This is a genomic window from Rhodococcus sp. PvP016 (genome assembly GCF_017832185.1).
In the GTDB taxonomy this organism is placed as follows: domain Bacteria; phylum Actinomycetota; class Actinomycetes; order Mycobacteriales; family Mycobacteriaceae; genus Rhodococcoides.
In genome coordinates this window covers 418,215-435,926 of sequence record NZ_JAFIBH010000001.1, presented here as the reverse complement: position 1 = coordinate 435,926, position 17,712 = coordinate 418,215, and the positions used below count along the sequence as shown (strand labels likewise).

Below are 17,712 nucleotides of genomic sequence, written 5' to 3'. Positions count from 1 at the left end.
GTGCCAGGTCGAAGAGGTGAGATCGGGAATCATCGACACCCCTGGTCGTCCGTCGCGGGCACCGACTCGGCCGGATGTGGAAAGGGAGCGACCCACCCGCGGTCGCTTCGTGTGTCACCCCAATCCGGAGGATCACTTCGCAATGGCCAAGATCATCGCGTTCGACGAAGAGGCACGCCGTGGCCTCGAACGGGGCTTGAACAGCCTCGCCGACGCAGTCAAGGTGACGTTGGGCCCCAAGGGTCGCAACGTCGTACTCGAGAAGAAGTGGGGCGCCCCCACGATCACCAACGATGGTGTGTCCATCGCCAAGGAGATCGAGCTGGAGGACCCGTACGAGAAGATCGGCGCAGAGCTGGTCAAAGAGGTCGCCAAGAAGACCGACGACGTCGCAGGTGACGGCACCACCACCGCGACCGTTCTCGCTCAGGCACTCGTCCGCGAAGGCCTGCGCAACGTCGCAGCCGGCGCGAACCCGCTCGGCCTCAAGCGCGGCATCGAGGCAGCCGTCGCCGCTGTCACCGAGTCCCTGCTGAAGTCCGCCAAGGAGATCGACACCAAGGAGCAGATCGCTGCGACCGCTGGTATCTCCGCAGGCGACGCGTCCATCGGCGAGCTCATCGCCGAGGCCATGGACAAGGTCGGCAAGGAAGGCGTCATCACGGTCGAGGAGTCCAACACCTTCGGCCTGCAGCTCGAGCTCACCGAGGGCATGCGCTTCGACAAGGGCTACATCTCGGGATACTTCGTCACCGACGCCGAGCGCCAGGAAGCCGTCCTCGAGGACGCGTACATCCTGCTCGTCAGCTCGAAGGTCTCCACCGTCAAGGACCTGCTGCCCCTGCTGGAGAAGGTCATCCAGTCCGGCAAGCCGCTCCTCATCATCGCCGAGGACGTCGAGGGCGAAGCGCTCTCCACCCTCGTCGTGAACAAGATCCGCGGCACCTTCAAGTCCGTCGCCGTCAAGGCACCGGGCTTCGGTGACCGTCGCAAGGCGCAGCTCGCCGACATCGCCATCCTCACCGGTGGCGAGGTCATCAGCGAAGAGGTCGGCCTCTCCCTCGAGGGTGCCGGACTCGAGCTGCTCGGCCAGGCTCGCAAGGTCGTCGTGACCAAGGACGAGACCACCATCATCGAGGGCTCCGGCGACGCCGACGCCATCGCGGGTCGTGTCTCGCAGATCCGTTCCGAGATCGAGAACTCCGACTCGGACTACGACCGTGAGAAGCTGCAGGAGCGCCTGGCCAAGCTGGCCGGTGGCGTTGCAGTCATCAAGGCCGGTGCCGCCACCGAGGTCGAGCTCAAGGAGCGCAAGCACCGCATCGAAGATGCCGTGCGCAACGCCAAGGCAGCTGTCGAGGAGGGCATCGTCGCCGGTGGTGGCGTCGCGCTGCTGCAGTCGGCTCCCGCACTCGAGAACCTGAACCTCACGGGCGACGAGGCCACCGGCGCGAACATCGTTCGCGTCGCCCTCGAGGCACCGCTGAAGCAGATCGCGTTCAACGCCGGCCTCGAGCCCGGCGTCGTCGCGGAGAAGGTGCGCAACCTCCCGCTCGGCCACGGCCTCAACGCCGCGACCAACGAGTACGAGGACCTGCTCGCCGCCGGCATCAACGACCCGGTCAAGGTCACCCGCTCGGCACTGCAGAACGCAGCGTCGATCGCGGCTCTGTTCCTCACCACCGAGGCCGTCGTCGCCGACAAGCCGGAGAAGGCCGGAGCGCCCGCGGGCGATCCGACCGGCGGCATGGGCGGCATGGACTTCTGAGTCCCCGCTCCCTGATCGCACGAGAGCCGGTCACCCTCACGGGGTGGCCGGCTCTCGGCGTTCCGCGGTGAGTTCCGGTGCCCCGTCGAGTCGGTACCGGTATGACGCGACTGCTGTTCGTCCACGGCGCCGGCGGCGAGGACGACGACGAGCCACTGGCGGAGGAGTTCGGCGCGCTGCTCGGTGCGACGCTCGACATGCCCCGCATCCCGAGCGACGACATGAGCGTCGAGGCGTGGGCGGGGCAGATACGCCGCAGCCTCGGGGCGAGTCCCGACCTCGTGATCGCCCACTCCTTCGGCGCCACCGTCCTGCTGCACGTGCTCGCCTCGGTACCGTTTCCCGCGGCCACGTTGCTCGCGATGCCCGACTGGAGCGCGTCCGGCTGGGACGTCCCGCAGTACGAGTGGCCGACGGTGCCGCCGGGGGTGTCGCTCACCCTGCACCACTGCCGCGACGACGACGTGGTGCCGTTCTCCCACCTGGCCCTGGCTTCCGCGCAGCTTCCCGACGCTGGGGTGGTCGAACACCCGCGGGGTGGGCACCAGTTCGACGGTGCCGTCGTGGAGGTGGTGGCGTCGATGCGGCTGTAGGTGATGCCTCAGCGTCCACAACTCGCCCGGATCACCGGGATCCCGTCGATCCGGGCGAGTTGCGGTACGTCAGGCACGGGCTCGACGTCGGCGCCGGACTTCTGTGACGATCTGGTCCACCACCTCGTCGGTCTGCGCCATGACGGTCGCCACCGAGTACCGCAGGACCAGCCACCCACTCAACACGAGGTCGTTCTGGCGTACGCGGTCTCGGGTGAACGTGTGCGGGTCGATATGGAACTCGCGGCCGTCGATCTCGACGATCACTCGACCTCGCCGGTCGACCAGATCTCCGTAGTAGGGGCCCACTTCACCGTTGATCTCCAGGGGAAAGTTGCGCCGAGCGAGCGCCCTTGCCACCAGTCGTTCCGGTTCGGACAGCGTGCGGGGACAACAGCGTCGAAGCTGTTCCCGCACGGCAGGAACACCGTGCATGCCCCGCGCCGCATCGCAGGCCTGCGCAACCGCACGCCATCGGACGCGCCGCGTGAGTGCGTGATCGACGAAGCGTTCCAGAGCCTCCGTGTCCAGGGTCGTCGCGACGTCGACGAAGCACTGCTCCGCCGTCACGACGGGTAGGAGGTCTCGGTACACGACCGTGCTGATCCGGCGCCGGTGGAGCACGGACCAGTCCGGGCCGCGGTAGGAGTCGGACGGCGGCACCGTGGCGTGCACCGTCACGGGCTCCACTTCGAGCAGGCCCCACAGCCAAGCGGCGGTGTCGTGGCTGAGGACGGCGGCGGGTTTCCAGAGTACGACCGCACGGCACCGATCTTCGTAGCTCGGCGGCGTCGTCGAGTAGACCGCGGGCAGCAGGCGGTGCAGGGAGCCGGACCTGACGCGACGCGACAAGGCACCTCTGCCGATTCCGTTGCGCAGCAACTCGGCTCGACTCAGGACGACCACCCGTCGAGTGTGGTCGTGGACGCACCCGCGGCGCCAGGGGTGGGAACGCACCTGTGGACAACCGTGCCTCAGCATCCACAAGTCACACGAATCGACGGGATTCCATCGATTCGTGCGACTTGTGGGCCACAATGCACGCTCCTCAGCGCCCGGGAACGTAGTGCCGCGGGTTCTGCCGACGACCCGGGGGCGGGAGGTTGCGGTCGGGGGTCTCCACCAGCGGGGCGGTGACGGGGATCCGGCCGGCGGCCCGGTCCAGCCCGGCGCGCGCCCGCGGATGCTTGCGGCGCCGCGCCGGCACGGCCCGGAACGCCACGTTCACCAGGAAGCCCAGGCGCCGCAGCCAGCGCTCGTCTCGGTCGGTCCACCTGTAGCCCAACAGGTCTCGGATTGCCGGGTCGTAGAGCCCCACGGTGATGCGCCGGAAGGTGCGGTCGACGACCGGGCGCATCCGGGCCCACAGCCACTCGGGTATCGGCAGGAACGGCGGCACCGGCACGGACGACATGTCGAGGACCAGGCGTGCGGCCGGGGTGTCCTCGAGCACGGTGCGGCACATTCGGTCCCAGTACGCCTGGAAGTCGGACCACGTCTCGGGCACGGGGCGCATGCTTGTGCCGTACAGGGCGTACCACCGTCGGTGCTCGTCGAACAGCTGCTCGCGCTCGGCCTCGGTGATGCCGCCCATGAAGTACTCGGCGGTGAGCATGGTGCCCACGAAGAACGTGGCGTGTGCCCAGTAGAAGATGTCGGGATCGAGGGCGTGGTACGGCCGCCCGTGAGCATCGAGTCCGCTGATGTCGTTGTGGTAGCGCCTGATCCGCTCCGCGGTCTCGGGTGCGCGGTCACCGTCGAACACGACGCCGCCGATGGGGTAGAGCGAGCGCATGACGCGCTCCCAGCGTTCGACCTCGAACGTCGAGTGCTCGCTCACGGCCGCGCCGAGACCCGGGTGCATGTTCTGCATCGAGCCGGCCCACGGTCCCTGCAGGATCCCGCGCCAGTCCCCGAACCATCGCCAGGTGAGGGAGTCGGGGCCGAGCGTCTGACTACGCATGTTGTCACCGTAGAGTCGAGCGAGCACGGCAGTCAACAGTGAGGTGTCATCGACGTGACCACGCTCGAGGCGCGACGCGAGCAGCGCCGCGCGGCGCTGCTCGCGGCCGGGATCGATCTACTGGGAGCCGTCGGTGGTCCCGCGGTGAGTGTGCGGGCGGTGTGCTCGCGGGCGTCGTTGACCGAGCGCTACTTCTACGAGAACTTCGGCGACCGCGACTCGTTCGTCCGCACGGTGTACACCGCCGTGGCCGAGGAGGGGCGCGATGCACTGGTCCGCGCGGTGGGTCAGGCCCGCCGCCCGGAGGAGCGGGCACGCCGCGCCGTCACCGCGTTCGTCGAGCTCATGATCGACCGTCCCGAACACGGCCGAGTGCTGTTGTCGGCGCCGTTCGCCGATCCGGCGCTGAGCACCTGGGGGCGACGCACCATGCCGATCTTCGTCGCGCTCATCGGCGACGCTCTGCCCGCCGAGTCGGACGACGTCGACCGCCTGCTGACTGCCACCGGTGTCGTCGGGGCGCTGACGGCCCTGTTCACGGCGTACCTCGACGGCGAGATCGGGGTGGAACGGCAGCGCTTGGTGGACCACTGCACGGACCTGGTGCTGTCCGCGAGCAACCGACGCACGGCATGATGGCGAGCATGGAGCTGGTGCGCGCAGGAGTGCTCGACGTGGGCGTCGAGCGGTACGGCGACCCGAGCGGTCCGCCGGTCGTGTTGCTGCACGGGTTTCCGTACGACACCCGGTCCTACGACGACGTCGCCCGACTGTTGGCGGACACGGGTGCCGACGTGGTGGTGCCGTACCTGCGCGGCTTCGGGCCCACGCGGTTCGTCGAGGACACCACGCTGCGGTCGGGAGAGCAGGCCGCGTTGGCGCACGATCTGCACGACCTCATCGGGGCGATGGCACTCGACCGCCCGATCGTCGCCGGCTACGACTGGGGTGGCCGCGCGGCATGCGCCGTGGCGGCGCTGTGGCCCGAGTCGGTGTCGGGTCTGGTCAGCGTGTCCGGCTACCTGGTGCAGGACATCGAGGGTGCCGTGGCGACGCCGGCACCGCCGCACCTCGAGAAGCGGTACTGGTACCAGTACTACCTGCACTCCGAGCGGGGTCGCGCCGGTCTCGCCGCCTACCGCGCCGAGATCGCGCAGACGCTGTGGACCGACTGGTCGCCGACGTGGCGGTTCGGGGACTCCGAATTCGCCGCCACCGCACCATCGTTCGAGAACCCGGACTTCGTCGACGTCGCGGTGCACTCGTACCGGCACCGGTACGGACTCGCGCCGGGGGATCCGCGATACGCGGCCACACAGGACGCGCTCGCAGGGCAGCCGTCGATCACGGTGCCGACCGTCCTACTCGATCCAACCGAGGACACGGTCGCCGGGCTGTACAGCTCGCCCGATCACGGCGCGCACTTCACGGATCTCGTCGACGTGCGTGCGGTCGACGCCGGCCACAACCCGCCGCAGGAACTGCCCGGGGTGTTCGCCGACGCCGTCCGCACGCTCGCCGAGATCGTGGCCGCGCGGAACTAGACCGCGAGCTCGCCGAGCTCCGACCAGTCGGTGCCCTCGACCTCGGTGCTGACGATCTTCGGCGTCTCCTGCAGGTAGGGCGGGAGGTCCTTCTGTGCCTGCTTGAAATGGTCCGACTGTACGTGTGCCGCACCGGCATCCGGGTCGCGGAATGCTTCGACCAGCACGTACTCGGTGGGATCGGCGAGTGTGCGCGACCAGAAGTACCAGAGGCATCCCTCTTCCGCCTGGCAGGCCTCGGTGAAGGCCCGAGAGATCTCGGGCCAGTCGTCCGCGTGTTCTGCCTTCACTCGGAACTTGGCGGTGATGAAGATCAAGGGGTGCTCCTTCGCTCGTACGAAACTCCTACGTGTTCCTGTGTACCCCCTCGGCCCGCACTAGTATCGCGTCATGGCAGCCACGTCACCGGCGATCGAACTCGAGGTCAGCGGACGCACGGTGCGGGTGTCCAATCCCGACCGCGTGTACTTCCCGGCGAGCGGCGCCACCAAGCGTGATCTCGTCGAGTACTACCTGTCGGTCGGCGACGGCATCGTGCGCGCGCTGCGGGAGCGGCCCTGCATGATGCACCGGTTCCCCGACGGTCTCGCCGGGGAGAAGGTGCACCAGAAGCGGTTGCCGAAAGGCGCTCCGGACTGGATGGAGACGGTGCGGGTCACCTTCCCGCGCTACAACCGCACCGCCGACGAACTCTGCGTCACCGAACTGGCGCACGTCATCTGGGCCGTGCAGATGTCGACGGTGGAGTTCCATCCGTGGAACAGCCGACGTGCCGACGTGGAGAGTCCGGACGAGTGGCGCATCGACCTGGATCCGATGCCGGACTGCTCCTTCGGCAGGGTGCGCCGGGTGGCGGCGGTGGCGCGCGAGGTGCTCGACGAACTCGGTGCCGTCGGGTGGCCGAAGACGTCGGGTGGCAACGGGTTGCACGTGTACGTGCGGATCGCACCCGAGCAGAGCTTCGCCGATGTCCGCAGGGCCGCACTGGCGTTCGCCCGGGAGGTGGAACGGCGCGTGCCGGACGACGTGACCACGACGTGGTGGCGCAAGGACCGCGACCCGACGAAGCTGTTCGTCGACTACAACCAGAACGCCCGTGACCACACCATCGCCAGCGCGTACTCCGTGCGCGGCAATCAGGACGCGACGGTGTCGACGCCCATCACGTGGGACGAGATCGCCGACGTGGAGCCGCGGGACCTCACCATGTACACGGTGCCGTCCCGATTCGCGGACCTCGGTGATCTGCACGCAGGAATCGACGATGCCGTGTACTCGATCGCCCCGCTGATCGAGTGGGCCGAGCGTGACGAGCGGGCGGGGCTCACCGAACCCGAGGAGTGACCGGATCGTCCCCTGTGAGCTGTGTGTTCTCACCAATTCGCGCCGTGGCCGGATGTAGATCGACCGAATGATTTGGGGCCTGAAACCGGCATAGAGTCTTTTTCTGTGGCAGAATACGTGCAAATCGTACAAGCAGTGCGTCCGGTCCATCCCGTCGTCGGGGCCCGAGACGGACGCGCGGCCTGCCAGTGAGGAATGCTCATGCACTGCCGTCTCTGCGGATCCGCCGACCTCGAGAGTGTCCTCGACCTGGGCGCGACACCGCCGTGCGAATCGTTCCTCACCGCAGCGCAACTCGACGATCCGGAGCCCACCTACCCCCTGCACCTGCGACTCTGCCGAGAGTGCCTGCTACTGCAGATTCCGGCTCTGGTGTCGCCGGCCGAGACGTTCACCGAGTACGCGTACTTCTCGTCGTTCTCGAGCAGCTGGGTCGACCATGCCCGGACATTCGTGCAGGAGTCCGTGCGCCGCCTGGATCTGTCCGACGAGTCGTTCGTGGTCGAGGTGGCGAGCAACGACGGCTACCTCCTGCAGCACGTCGTGGACGCCGGGATCCGGTGCCTCGGCATCGAGCCGAGCGTGAACGTCGGTGCGGCAGCGCGTGAATCCGGCGTTCCGACGGAGACCGCGTTCCTCGATCCGTCGACCGCGGCGCGGGTGCGTGCCGCGCACGGCCCGGCTGATCTGGTGGTCGCGAACAACGTGTACGCCCACATTCCGGACGTCGCGGGGTTCACCGAGGGGCTGCGCACGCTGGTGTCGGACCACGGCATGGTCAGCATCGAGGTGCACCACGCCCTCCACCTGGTGGCCGACGCGCAGTTCGACACGGTCTACCACGAGCACTTCCAGTACTGGACGGTCCTGACGGCGACGAGGGCGCTCGCCAAGGGCGACCTGACCGTCGTGGACGTCGAGGAACTGCCCACCCACGGTGGTTCCGTCCGGATCTGGGCGACCCCGTCCGCGAACGCCGGCCCGCCCAGCGAGCGCACGCTCGACCTGCTCGCGGCCGAGCAGCGCGCGGGACTGCATCACGTGGTCGGCTACCGCGGGCTCGAGAAGGCGGCGCGTGGGGTCCGAGCGACGTTGCTCGAGTTCCTCCTCGACTGTCGTCGGCGGGGTGAACGAGTGGTCGGCTACGGCGCGCCGGGCAAGGGCAACACCCTGCTCAACTACTGCGGAATCCGAACGGACCTGCTGGAGTACACCGTCGATCGCAATCCCTACAAGCACGGTCGGTTCACCCCGGGAACGCGAATCCCGGTGCACCATCCCGATCGCATCGCGGCGGATAGTCCGGACGTGGTCCTGGTCCTGCCGTGGAATCTCGAGAGCGAGCTCACCGAGCAGCTGAGCTACGTCGCCGAGTGGGGTGGGCGCGTCGTGTTCCCACTCCCCGTTCTCCACACCGCCGACATCGGGCGGCTCGACACATCGGAGGCTCTGGCATGAAGGTCGTACTGTTCTGTGGCGGTTACGGAATGCGCATGCGCAACGACCGCAACGACGACATCCCGAAGCCCCTCCAGATGGTCGGGCCCCGTCCGCTCCTCTGGCACATCATGAAGTACTACGCCCACTACGGGCACAAGGACTTCGTGCTGTGCCTCGGTTACGGCGCGGCAGCGATCAAGCAGTTCTTCCTGGACTATCACGAGGAGCAGTCCAACGACTTCGTCATGCGCGACGGCAAGGTCGAGTTGCTGAGCACGGACATGAGCGACTGGTCGATCACGTTCGTGGACACCGGTGTCGAGTCGCCCATCGGCGAGAGGTTGCGGCGCGTCCGTGACCACCTGGACGGCGATCGGTACTTCCTCGCCAACTACTCCGACGTGTTGACGGACGCCCCGTTGGACACGATGATCGAGCGCTACCACGAGTCGGGCGCCGTGGCGTCCATGCTGGTGGTGCCGCCGCAGTCGAGCTTCCACTGCGTCGACGTGTCCGAGACCGGCGAGATCAAGGACATCGTTCCGGTCAGCCGTTTCCCGATCTGGGAGAACGGCGGCTACTTCGTCCTCAGCCAGGAAGTCTTCGACCACATTCCCGAGGGCGGTGATCTGGTCGGCGATGCCTGCATGGCGCTGGCAGGTCGCGGCGAGCTGTTCGGATACCGGCACGAGGGATTCTGGAAGCCTGCCGACACCTTCAAGGAACGCGCGGAACTGGACAACGACTACGGCCGCGGCATCCGCCCGTGGGCGGTGTGGGAGGGCGCACAGGACCGGCCCGAATTGTCGAGCGTCGTCGCATGATCGGTCTGTCCCCCGGTCGTGTCCGCTCGGTGGCCGTCGTCGGGGCGCACCCCGACGACATCGCCATCGGCGCCGGAGGGACGCTCCTCGACCTCACCCGGGCGGGAGACGTCCAGGTGCACGCTCTCGTGCTGACGGGCGGGGGCACCGATCGAGAGGCCGAGGAACGGAAAGCGCTGTCGGACTTCTGTTCCGACGGTCCGCTCTCGCTCACCGTGCTCGACATTCCCGACGGCCGCACCCCGGATCACTGGAGCGCCGTCAAGGAGGGCCTCGAGACGTTCCGCCGCACCTGCGAACCCGACATCGTCCTCGCGCCGCAGCGCCGCGATGCGCACCAGGATCACCGGCTGCTGGCGGAGTCGGTACCAACCGTGTTCCGCGATCACCTGATTCTGGGATACGAGATCGTCAAATGGGAGTCCGATCTTCCGACGCCCGGCCTCTATCATCCGCTCGACGACGCCGTGGCCGAGCGTAAAGCGGAACTGTTGTCGCTCCACTACCCGTCGCAGCATCACCATGACTGGTACGACGCCGAGACCTTCCTCGGTCTGGCGCGCGTGCGAGGTGTGCAGTGCCGCAGCAGATATGCGGAGGCGTTCGTCGTCGAGAAGATGATTCTGCACACCGGGCACCGGCCGTCGGACCGTCCGACACCACAGACGAAAGGGTCGTGAACAGCATGCGTGTACTCGTCACCGGACACCAGGGTTACCTCGGCACCGTCATGGTTCCCCTCCTGCAGGAGTGTGGTCACACCGTGGTGGGCCTCGACAGTGGCCTGTTCGCCGACTGCGTGCTCGGTGACGCTCTCGTGGATCCGGTCACTCTGGCAACGGATCTGCGCGATGTCGTCGCCGCCGATCTCGCGGGCTTCGACGCGGTGATTCACCTCGCCGCACTGTCGAACGATCCGCTCGGCACGCTGGCGCCGGAGATCACGCACGACATCAATCACCATGCCTCCGTGCGTCTCGCACGTGCCGCGAAGGATGCGGGGGTGGGCCGGTTCCTGTACGCGTCCACCTGTTCGGTCTACGGCGCCGCCGGTCAGGACGCAGTCACGGAGGATGCGGTACTGAGACCCCTCACCCCCTACGCCGTGAGCAAGGTACGCGTCGAGGACGACGTCGCGGCCATGGCGGACGACAGCTTCGCGCCGGTGTTTCTCCGTAACGCCACGGCCTTCGGTTACTCACCGCGGCTGCGGGCGGACATCGTGGTCAACGATCTCACGGCGTCGGCGTTCCTCACCGGACGCATCGTCGTCAAGTCCGACGGCACGCCGTGGCGCCCTCTCGTGCACGCGCGGGACATCGCGCACGCCTTCGCGGCCGCACTCGAGGCGCCGGTCGATCGAATTCGGAACCGCGCGTTGAACATCGGCACCGAGGCGAACAACGTCACGGTGCGCGACATCGCCGAGACGGTCGCCGACGTGACGGGCGCGGAGGTGGTGGTCACCGGAGAATACGGGGCCGACCCTCGGTCCTACCGCGTCGACTTCTCCGCGGCGCGAGAGGTGCTGCCCGCCTTCGTCCCCGAGTGGAGTGTTCGAGCCGGTGCGGAGGAACTGTTCGCCGCCTACGCCCGCCACGGTCTCACCGCGGACGCACTGGCGCAGCGCTTCACGCGTCTCGCCCGCGTCACCGAGCTCCAGCGGACCGGCGCGATCGACGAGAACCTCCGCAGGACGCGGGTGGGTGTCGGCAGTGCGTGAGAGATCACCCGCCGGCGACGAGGTCTCGCCAGGAGCGTGCCGCCGCGTCCCGGTCGCTCACGATGTTCGGCGTCCCGCGCCAGCGGATCGCCAGATCCGCGTCGTCCCACCGGACGCCCACGTCCTCGGAGGGTTCGTGCGGACGGTCGATCCGGTAGCACACGTCTGCGGTCTCGCCGAGGGTGAGGAAGCCGTGCAGGAAACCGGGGGGCACGAACAGGTGCGCGCACTCCACGTCGTCGAGCACGACGTCGAACCACTCACCGAAGGTGGGCGACTCCGTCCGAGTGTCCACCAGGACGTCCTGGACGGCGCCACGGGCGCACCGCACCAACTTGGCCTCGCCGCGGCCACCCCGGCCGTGCAGACCGCGCAGAACCCCGGCAGCGGAACGCGACTGGGAATCCTGACGGAAATCGGCGGCCCGCGTCGAGAGTGTCGTGTGCTCGGCGATCGCCGCGTCGAAGATCTCGGTGTCGAACGTCCTCGTGAAGAAGCCGCGGTCGTCCCGATGCGGGGTCGGCAGGAACAGCAGGACATCTCGCAGAGGTGTGGTCTGGACGCGCATGAGTCCAGTCTCTCCGACGGGTGCTCCCGGCGTGCGACGAGCCGGAGAATCGCATGAGTTCGTGCAGAGCGTGCAACTCGGCGACGGTGACCACCGTGCTCGATCTCGGTCTCGTGCCGGCCGCGGACAGCTTCCCGCCGGCCGAGTCCTCTCCCGAGGGCGACGAGATGCACGCTCTCGCGATGGGCCTGTGCACGACGTGCGGTCTCGCGCAGCTCCTGGACGACGACACCCGTGCGGACGAACCGCGGGGAGTGGAACCGGAGGCGTTGACGCGGGCGGCGTCTCGGGCGATGGACGAGATCGCGCGACGCGGGTGGCTCCCCGACGGCGCCGTCGTCCGCGAGTACGGAAGCCCCCACGGTGGGTCCTGGATCCCCGATGTGCGATCGCGCGGCATCACCGATGCCGCTCCGGCCGTGGCAGGTTCACGCCCCGCCGACCTCGTCGTCGACGGTTTCGGACTGATGCACGAGCCGGACCAGGCGGCCGCCCTGCGTGAACGTCGGGCGCTGCTCCGCGACGGCGGCGTGCTGGTGCTGCAGATCCACTCCTTCGCCACCATCGTGCGGGAGCGCCAGTGGACGGCGCTGCGCCACGGACACTTCGCCTACTGGTCGTCGACCGCGCTCGAGACCGCCCTGCGGGCAACCGGGCTCCTGCCCACCGGGTGTTGGGAGTCGGACCTCTACGGCGGGACTCTGCTGGTCTCGGCGATGCGTGACGACTCGGTGCGCCTCCCGGTGTGGGAGGACGACCTGGTGACGGCACGACGTGTGCGGGACGCCGAGGCTGTCGCCGCCGTCACCGACCCCGCCGTCGTGTCGACCCTCGGAGCAGCCGCCGTCGCGGAGGTCGAGGCGGTGCGGGCGACACTCGGCGCGTCGTCTCGCGCAGGTGTGACGCTCGCCGCGTACGGTGCGGCGTCACGCGCGGTCGCTCTGTTCGCGATGGCGGGGGTGACCACGGAGGTGGTCGGCGCGGTCGTCGATGCGTCCCCGGCGAAATGGGGCCGCCGCATGCCGGGAACGGACGTTCCCATCGTCGGCCCGGACTGGCTGTACGCCCACCGTCCCGACCGGGTGGTGGTGACTGTTCCGGATCTCCTCCCGGAAGTCGCTGCGGCGCATCCGGAGATGTCGTTCGTCGATCTGAACTCGGCCACGGAAGGACTCCGCTCATGACCGCTCCGCTCTCGGTGTGTATCCCGGCCTACGAGGCCGCGCGCACCCTGGAGACCACACTGGCCTCCGTCCTGGACCAGGACGAGGACATGGAGGTCCTGGTGCTCGACAACGCCAGCACCGACGCGACCGGCGACATCGCCCGCTCCTTCCACGACGAGCGCGTCCGAATCGTGCGGAACGACCGGGTGCTCGCCATCGGGGACAACTGGAACGCGGCCGTGCGGGCCTCGACGGGCCGGCTCGTCAAGGTGGTGTGCGCCGACGACGTGCTCCGTCCCGGTGCGCTGGCCGGTCAGCGGGCCGTACTCGACGATCCCGGGGTCGCGGTGGTCTCGTCCAAGTTCGAGGTGATCGACGAACAGGGGTCGGTGAAGGAGACCGGGCTCGGCCTCCCCGGTCTGCTCGGTCGACGACCGGGCAAGGACCTCGCGGGCATCATCGTGCGCCGCGGTCCCGCCGAGTTCGGGCCGACGGCGGCCACCACCTTCCGCCGCGACCTGTTCGACCGGGTGGGCGGTTTCCGCGGCGACCTGGTGTTCCCGATGGACGTGGATCTGTTCGCCCGGATGGGTGCCCACGGGGACTTCCACGGCGTCTCCACCGTCGACGCGGCGTGGCGCGACTCGACTTTCAACCTGTGCAGCCGGACGTCGAGCTACAGCAAGCTCAGCGAGTCGGTCCGGCTGCATCACCGTCTCGCACGCGAACTCCCCGCTCTGGTGTCCACCGGCGACGTCCTCGCCGGAGACGGACGCATTCTCGGCGCTGTGCTCACCCGGTTGCGCGCGCGTGCCGGCGACGTGGCTCACCGCGTTCAGCGGCGCTGATGCTGCGGCTCGCCCGGGACGTCCTGCTCGTGGGCTTCGGCACCTACGGTCAGTTCCTCGTCACGCTCGTCACCCTGCCGCTGACAGCCCGGCTCCTCGGAACCGAGGGAGTCGGGCTCGTCGCGGTGGGGATGTCGGCGTACTTCCTCGGCTCGGTCCTCGTCGATCTGGGGGCCACTCAGTACTTCGCTGCGCGCGTCGACGACCCCGACATCACGCAGGTGCGTGGCGCGTACGCGGTGGTGCGATCCGGCCTCTTCGCCGTGCTGGTCGTCGCGGCGCTCCTCGGGTGGGCCCTCGGTGTGGAGGGTGCCGCGCGGATGATCCTGCTCGGCGCGGTCGCCGGGGGCATCTGGTCACTGTCGGAGGACTGGCTGCTGATCGGTCGTGGTCGCTTCGGTGCCTCCACCGCGTACCAGGCCGCCGGACGTGTGGCATACCTGGTGGCGCTGGTCGTCCTGCTGCCGCAGTTCCCGACGCCCGAGGTCGCGCTGGCGTGTCTGGGCGGCTCGTCGATCGTCACCGTGATCGTCACCGGTGTGGACGCCGACCGACACTTCGGTCGCCTCGTCCCCTCGTGGCGGGTCGGTGAGATTCTGAGGACGGCGGCACCGGTGCTCGCCTCGCGGCTCCTGCTGACCGGTTACGGACAGGGCGGCGCGGCGGCGTACTCCACGGTGCTCGACGCGGTCTCCCTGGGCCTGTTCTCGGCCGCGGACCGGCTGGTCCGAGCGGGACAATCGGTCCTCGATCCGATCGGGTTCGCGCTGCTCCCGCGGATGACTCGGATCCGGGACGGCCAGGCCTTCCGGGCGCGGACGATGCAGGGTGCGGCAGGATGTCTCGCACTCGCGGTCGTCGCCGCGGCGGGGCTGACGCTCGTGGCCCCCCTGGTGATCCGAATCGTCTACGGCACCGAGTTCGCCGAGGCGACGGACCTGTTGCGCATCCTCGCCTGGATCCTCCCTGCCACCACGCTCACGTCCTACGTCACCACCGCCGTGCTCCCGGCGCAGGGTCGGACGTCGACGGTGCTCAGCGGCGCCGTCCTCGGCGTCACCCTCGCGGCGTCGGCTCTGCTGATCACCTCGGTCACCGGATCGGTCGTGACCATGGTCGTCGGGGTGCTCGTCTCCGAGTGGGCGGTGGCGCTGTGGTTCGTCGCCACGACCGCGCGGACCGTCCTGCGGCGCGAGTCGGACCACCCCGACGACACCATTTCCTCCCACGACGATCGCCGAGAGGCCACGCGATGACACACGAGAGATCCTCGGAACTCCAGGAACGTCTGCACCGCCTCGTCCCCGGTGGAAGCCACACGTACGCACGGGGTTCGGATCAGTACCCGGAGCACCTCACCCCGATCCTCACGCATGGAGTCGGCGCCCGCGTGTGGGACGTCGACGACAACGAGTACGTCGAGTACGGGAGTGGGCTGCGCTCGGTGACGCTCGGGCACGGGTACCGCCCAGTGGTCGACGCCGTGGCGGACGCGGTCGCTCGGGGAACCAACTTCTCGCGGCCGACCGAGCTCGAAGTGCTCGCGGCAGAAGACTTCCTGAGGACCGTTCCCACCGCGGAGATGGTGAAGTTCGCGAAGAACGGCTCCGACGCGACCACTGCGGCGGTCCGACTGTCGCGCGCGGTCACCGGGCGCACCGAGATCGCGGTCTGTGCGCAGCCGTTCTTCTCCGTCGACGACTGGTTCATCGGGACGACGGAGATGAACGCAGGAATCTCGCCCGGTGCGGTACATAGGTTCCCGTTCGACGACGCCCCTGCCCTGGAACGGATCCTGGCCGATCACGACATCGCGTGCGTCGTCATGGAGGCAGCCGGTGCGCTGGCCGAGCCGTCGCCGGGGTACCTCGAGGCCGTCCGTGCAGCCTGTGATCGACACGGGACCGTTCTCGTGTTCGACGAGATGATCACCGGGTTCCGGTGGTCGTCCGCGGGCGCGCAGGGTGTGTACGGCGTGACTCCCGATCTGTCGTGCTGGGGCAAGGCCATGGGCAACGGACTCCCGGTGTCCGCGCTCGCCGGTCGGCGCGACCTGATGGAGCTCGGCGGTCTGCGCACGGACTCCGACCGAGTCTTCCTGCTGTCGACGACACACGGGCCGGAGACGACGGGGCTCGCCGCGTTTCGCGCTGTCGTCCGGGCATACGAGACGGAGGACCCCGTGGGCGCGATGGAGCGCGCCGGCGCTCGGTTACGTGACGCCGTGACCGAGGTGGCAGCCGAGGCCGGTATCGCGGAACACCTTCGGGTTCTCGGACGCCCCAGCTGCCTGGTGTTCGCCACCGCGGACGCCGGCGGGGTTCCCTCGCAGGCCTACCGGACTCTCTTCCTGCAGGAGATGCTCTCGCGCGGTGTCCTCGGTCAGTCGTTCGTCGTGTCCGCGGCGCACACGGACGCGGACGTCGACCAGACGGTCGATGCTGTGCGGGAGGCGGTCCTCGTCTACCGGAAGGCTCTCGAGGCGGGCACCACCGAGGGGCTGCTCCGAGGCCGACCGGTGGCACCGGCTCTGCGGCGGCTCGCGGCCCCGCGGCGACTGCCCGATCTCACTCGGTCCCACCTCGAGCCGTAGCCAGGATCTCGCGTGCCGCTCGCCGACCCGAGCGCACGGCCCCGTCGAGATAGCCGGGCCAGCGATCGGCCAGATCCGTTCCCGCCCAGTGCACGCGGTCCGTGGTCAGGTCCTGATGATGAAAGACGCCTCCGTACGGTGGGATCGCGGTGGGCGCCCCACCCAGCCAGGGTTGCGCCGACCAGGTGATGTCGTCGACACGACGAGGCGACCGCGCCCGCGGCCCGAACAGCCGCGCCAACTCGTCGACGACGATGTCACGACGATCGGTGCGGGAGAACAGGTCAGCCGCGGCTCGGCCGCCGCTGAAGGCGACCAGAATGCCGGGCGCATCCCCGCCGGCGTTGCCGTCGACGATCATCTGGACCGGGCCGTCGACGTCGAGCGCCGTTCCGGTGAGTCCGTTCTCGCGCCACCACGGACTGTCGTACACGACGATGGTCTTCGCGTACTCGCCCATGTGAGAGGTGCGCATCCGGTCCCCTGGTCCGGCGGGGAGTGCGCCGTCGATGTCGGCGGCGCGGGGGAGGGGAACAGCGAGAACCACCGACGATGCGCGGACGGTCCCGGCCGCGGTGACCACGTCGACTCCGGAGGTGTCCGGCCGGATCGCGGTGACCGGTCGAGACGTCTCCGGCGGGGTGGAGAGCTGCTGTGCGACAGCCGAGATCAGCGATGCGGTGCCGTCCACGAAGTAGCGTTCCTGCGCTCCGTCACGCACCTCGGCGATCGCCCGCAGGCTGCCGGCCGCGCGCAGGTACTCGAGTGCGGCGCGGGCGGGAACCTCGTCGGGGTCGGCGCCGAAGATCAAGCGGAAGAAGCACGTGAGGATGTCGCGGCCGTACGCGGAGGGAAACATCCGGCGCGCGAGAACGTCGGACATCTCGTGATCTCCGGGCCGCCAGGACGACAGCAGCGGCACCGCGCGGTCGACGGTGCGGACCGCCAGGTCGAGGCGCGCGATACCCGAACCGACGGGAAGCCATTGGCGGACGGGGATGCGCGGCACCTGACCGTGATAGCGGTGGACGCGGCCGTCGGCAGCAAACACCTCGTCCGCACCGCGTCGCCGTCGCGGTTCGGGAGCTGTGTCGACACCGAACTCGGCGGCAAGTGCGAGCACGGCGGTTTGATCACCGCCGATCCAGTGGGCGCCGTGATCGACGTGGTGACCGTCCGTGTCGACGGTGAGGACCTTGCCGCCGATCCGGTCGGCGGCCTCGAGGACGGTGACCGAGCGCCCCGCCCTGGTCAGGTCGAGTGCTGCCACCAACCCGCTGAGTCCCGCCCCGACCACGACCACGTCCCCCGACATACGCCCACCCTACGGGTGGGCAT

18 protein-coding genes are annotated in these 17,712 nt (G+C 68.9%); 13 read left to right on the top strand and 5 right to left on the bottom strand.

Annotated elements, in window-relative coordinates:
* Positions 1 to 142: 142 nt before the first annotated feature.
* On the top strand, positions 143 to 1,768 hold the full coding sequence (groL, locus tag JOE30_RS01890; protein ID WP_027506274.1) for a chaperonin GroEL: 1,626 nt from the start codon (positions 143 to 145) through the stop codon (positions 1,766 to 1,768).
* Between the two features lie 101 nt (positions 1,769 to 1,869).
* Positions 1,870 to 2,361: an alpha/beta hydrolase gene (locus JOE30_RS01885; RefSeq protein ID WP_204869158.1), complete on the top strand. Its 492-nt coding sequence runs from the start codon at positions 1,870 to 1,872 to the stop codon at positions 2,359 to 2,361.
* A gap of 69 nt (positions 2,362 to 2,430) precedes the next feature.
* Here the strand turns inward: JOE30_RS01885 and JOE30_RS01880 are convergent, their stop codons facing one another.
* Together JOE30_RS01880 and JOE30_RS01875 are read right to left on the bottom strand one after the other, a co-directional pair.
* On the bottom strand, positions 2,431 to 3,267 hold the full coding sequence (locus JOE30_RS01880; RefSeq protein WP_307806026.1) for a DUF559 domain-containing protein: 837 nt from the start codon (positions 3,265 to 3,267) through the stop codon (positions 2,431 to 2,433).
* Between the two features lie 142 nt (positions 3,268 to 3,409).
* Positions 3,410 to 4,324: an oxygenase MpaB family protein gene (locus JOE30_RS01875; protein ID WP_204869156.1), complete on the bottom strand. Its 915-nt coding sequence runs from the start codon at positions 4,322 to 4,324 to the stop codon at positions 3,410 to 3,412.
* A 54-nt stretch (positions 4,325 to 4,378) separates the two neighbouring features.
* Between JOE30_RS01875 and JOE30_RS01870 the strand changes: the two genes are divergently transcribed.
* Both JOE30_RS01870 and JOE30_RS01865 read left to right on the top strand, forming a co-directional pair.
* Positions 4,379 to 4,960 (top strand): TetR/AcrR family transcriptional regulator, encoded by a 582-nt coding sequence (locus tag JOE30_RS01870; protein WP_204869155.1) that lies wholly within the window; start codon positions 4,379 to 4,381, stop codon positions 4,958 to 4,960.
* On the top strand, positions 4,957 to 5,868 hold the full coding sequence (locus tag JOE30_RS01865) for an alpha/beta fold hydrolase (RefSeq protein ID WP_245217934.1): 912 nt from the start codon (positions 4,957 to 4,959) through the stop codon (positions 5,866 to 5,868). Before JOE30_RS01870 ends, JOE30_RS01865 begins: the two co-directional genes overlap by 4 nt.
* Here the strand turns inward: JOE30_RS01865 and JOE30_RS01860 are convergent.
* Positions 5,865 to 6,185: a putative quinol monooxygenase gene (locus JOE30_RS01860; protein ID WP_204869153.1), complete on the bottom strand. Its 321-nt coding sequence runs from the start codon at positions 6,183 to 6,185 to the stop codon at positions 5,865 to 5,867. The genes JOE30_RS01865 and JOE30_RS01860 overlap by 4 nt on opposite strands.
* A 73-nt stretch (positions 6,186 to 6,258) precedes the next feature.
* Between JOE30_RS01860 and ligD the strand changes: the two genes are divergently transcribed.
* From ligD to JOE30_RS01835, 5 genes are all read left to right on the top strand, one after another.
* Positions 6,259 to 7,212: a non-homologous end-joining DNA ligase gene (gene ligD / locus JOE30_RS01855; RefSeq protein WP_204869152.1), complete on the top strand. Its 954-nt coding sequence runs from the start codon at positions 6,259 to 6,261 to the stop codon at positions 7,210 to 7,212.
* A 201-nt stretch (positions 7,213 to 7,413) separates the two neighbouring features.
* The gene (locus tag JOE30_RS01850; RefSeq protein WP_204869151.1) at positions 7,414 to 8,670 is read left to right on the top strand and encodes a class I SAM-dependent methyltransferase; all 1,257 of its coding nucleotides are present in this window, start codon (positions 7,414 to 7,416) and stop codon (positions 8,668 to 8,670) included.
* Positions 8,667 to 9,476, top strand: a complete 810-nt coding sequence (locus tag JOE30_RS01845; RefSeq protein ID WP_204869150.1) for a glucose-1-phosphate cytidylyltransferase — start codon at positions 8,667 to 8,669, stop codon at positions 9,474 to 9,476. Before JOE30_RS01850 ends, JOE30_RS01845 begins: the two co-directional genes overlap by 4 nt.
* Positions 9,473 to 10,156 (top strand): PIG-L deacetylase family protein, encoded by a 684-nt coding sequence (locus JOE30_RS01840; RefSeq protein ID WP_204869149.1) that lies wholly within the window; start codon positions 9,473 to 9,475, stop codon positions 10,154 to 10,156. The genes JOE30_RS01845 and JOE30_RS01840 overlap by 4 nt, the downstream gene beginning before the upstream one ends.
* 5 nt (positions 10,157 to 10,161) lie before the next feature.
* Positions 10,162 to 11,199 (top strand): NAD(P)-dependent oxidoreductase, encoded by a 1,038-nt coding sequence (locus tag JOE30_RS01835; protein WP_204869148.1) that lies wholly within the window; start codon positions 10,162 to 10,164, stop codon positions 11,197 to 11,199.
* 4 nt (positions 11,200 to 11,203) lie between these two features.
* Here JOE30_RS01835 and JOE30_RS01830 read toward each other — a convergent pair whose 3' ends face one another.
* Positions 11,204 to 11,767 carry a dTDP-4-dehydrorhamnose 3,5-epimerase family protein gene (locus tag JOE30_RS01830; protein WP_204869147.1) on the bottom strand — a complete coding sequence of 188 codons (564 nt, stop codon included), beginning with the start codon at positions 11,765 to 11,767 and terminating at the stop codon, positions 11,204 to 11,206.
* Between the two features lie 53 nt (positions 11,768 to 11,820).
* Here JOE30_RS01830 and JOE30_RS01825 point away from each other — a divergent pair, with 53 nt between their 5' ends.
* The 4 genes from JOE30_RS01825 to JOE30_RS01810 are packed head-to-tail and all read left to right on the top strand — an operon-like array spanning position 11,821 to position 16,374.
* Positions 11,821 to 12,951, top strand: a complete 1,131-nt coding sequence (locus JOE30_RS01825; RefSeq protein WP_204869146.1) for a class I SAM-dependent methyltransferase — start codon at positions 11,821 to 11,823, stop codon at positions 12,949 to 12,951.
* Positions 12,948 to 13,781, top strand: a complete 834-nt coding sequence (locus JOE30_RS01820; RefSeq protein WP_204869145.1) for a glycosyltransferase — start codon at positions 12,948 to 12,950, stop codon at positions 13,779 to 13,781. Before JOE30_RS01825 ends, JOE30_RS01820 begins: the two co-directional genes overlap by 4 nt.
* Positions 13,781 to 15,037 (top strand): lipopolysaccharide biosynthesis protein, encoded by a 1,257-nt coding sequence (locus JOE30_RS01815; RefSeq protein WP_204869144.1) that lies wholly within the window; start codon positions 13,781 to 13,783, stop codon positions 15,035 to 15,037. The genes JOE30_RS01820 and JOE30_RS01815 overlap by 1 nt, the downstream gene beginning before the upstream one ends.
* Complete coding sequence (locus tag JOE30_RS01810; protein ID WP_204869143.1) at positions 15,034 to 16,374, top strand: glutamate-1-semialdehyde 2,1-aminomutase; 1,341 nt, start codon at positions 15,034 to 15,036, stop codon at positions 16,372 to 16,374. Before JOE30_RS01815 ends, JOE30_RS01810 begins: the two co-directional genes overlap by 4 nt.
* On the opposite strand, the gene JOE30_RS01805 is transcribed toward JOE30_RS01810, so the two are convergent.
* Positions 16,349 to 17,689: an FAD-dependent oxidoreductase gene (locus JOE30_RS01805; RefSeq protein WP_204869142.1), complete on the bottom strand. Its 1,341-nt coding sequence runs from the start codon at positions 17,687 to 17,689 to the stop codon at positions 16,349 to 16,351. The genes JOE30_RS01810 and JOE30_RS01805 overlap by 26 nt on opposite strands.
* Between the last annotated feature and the right edge of the window lie 23 nt (positions 17,690 to 17,712).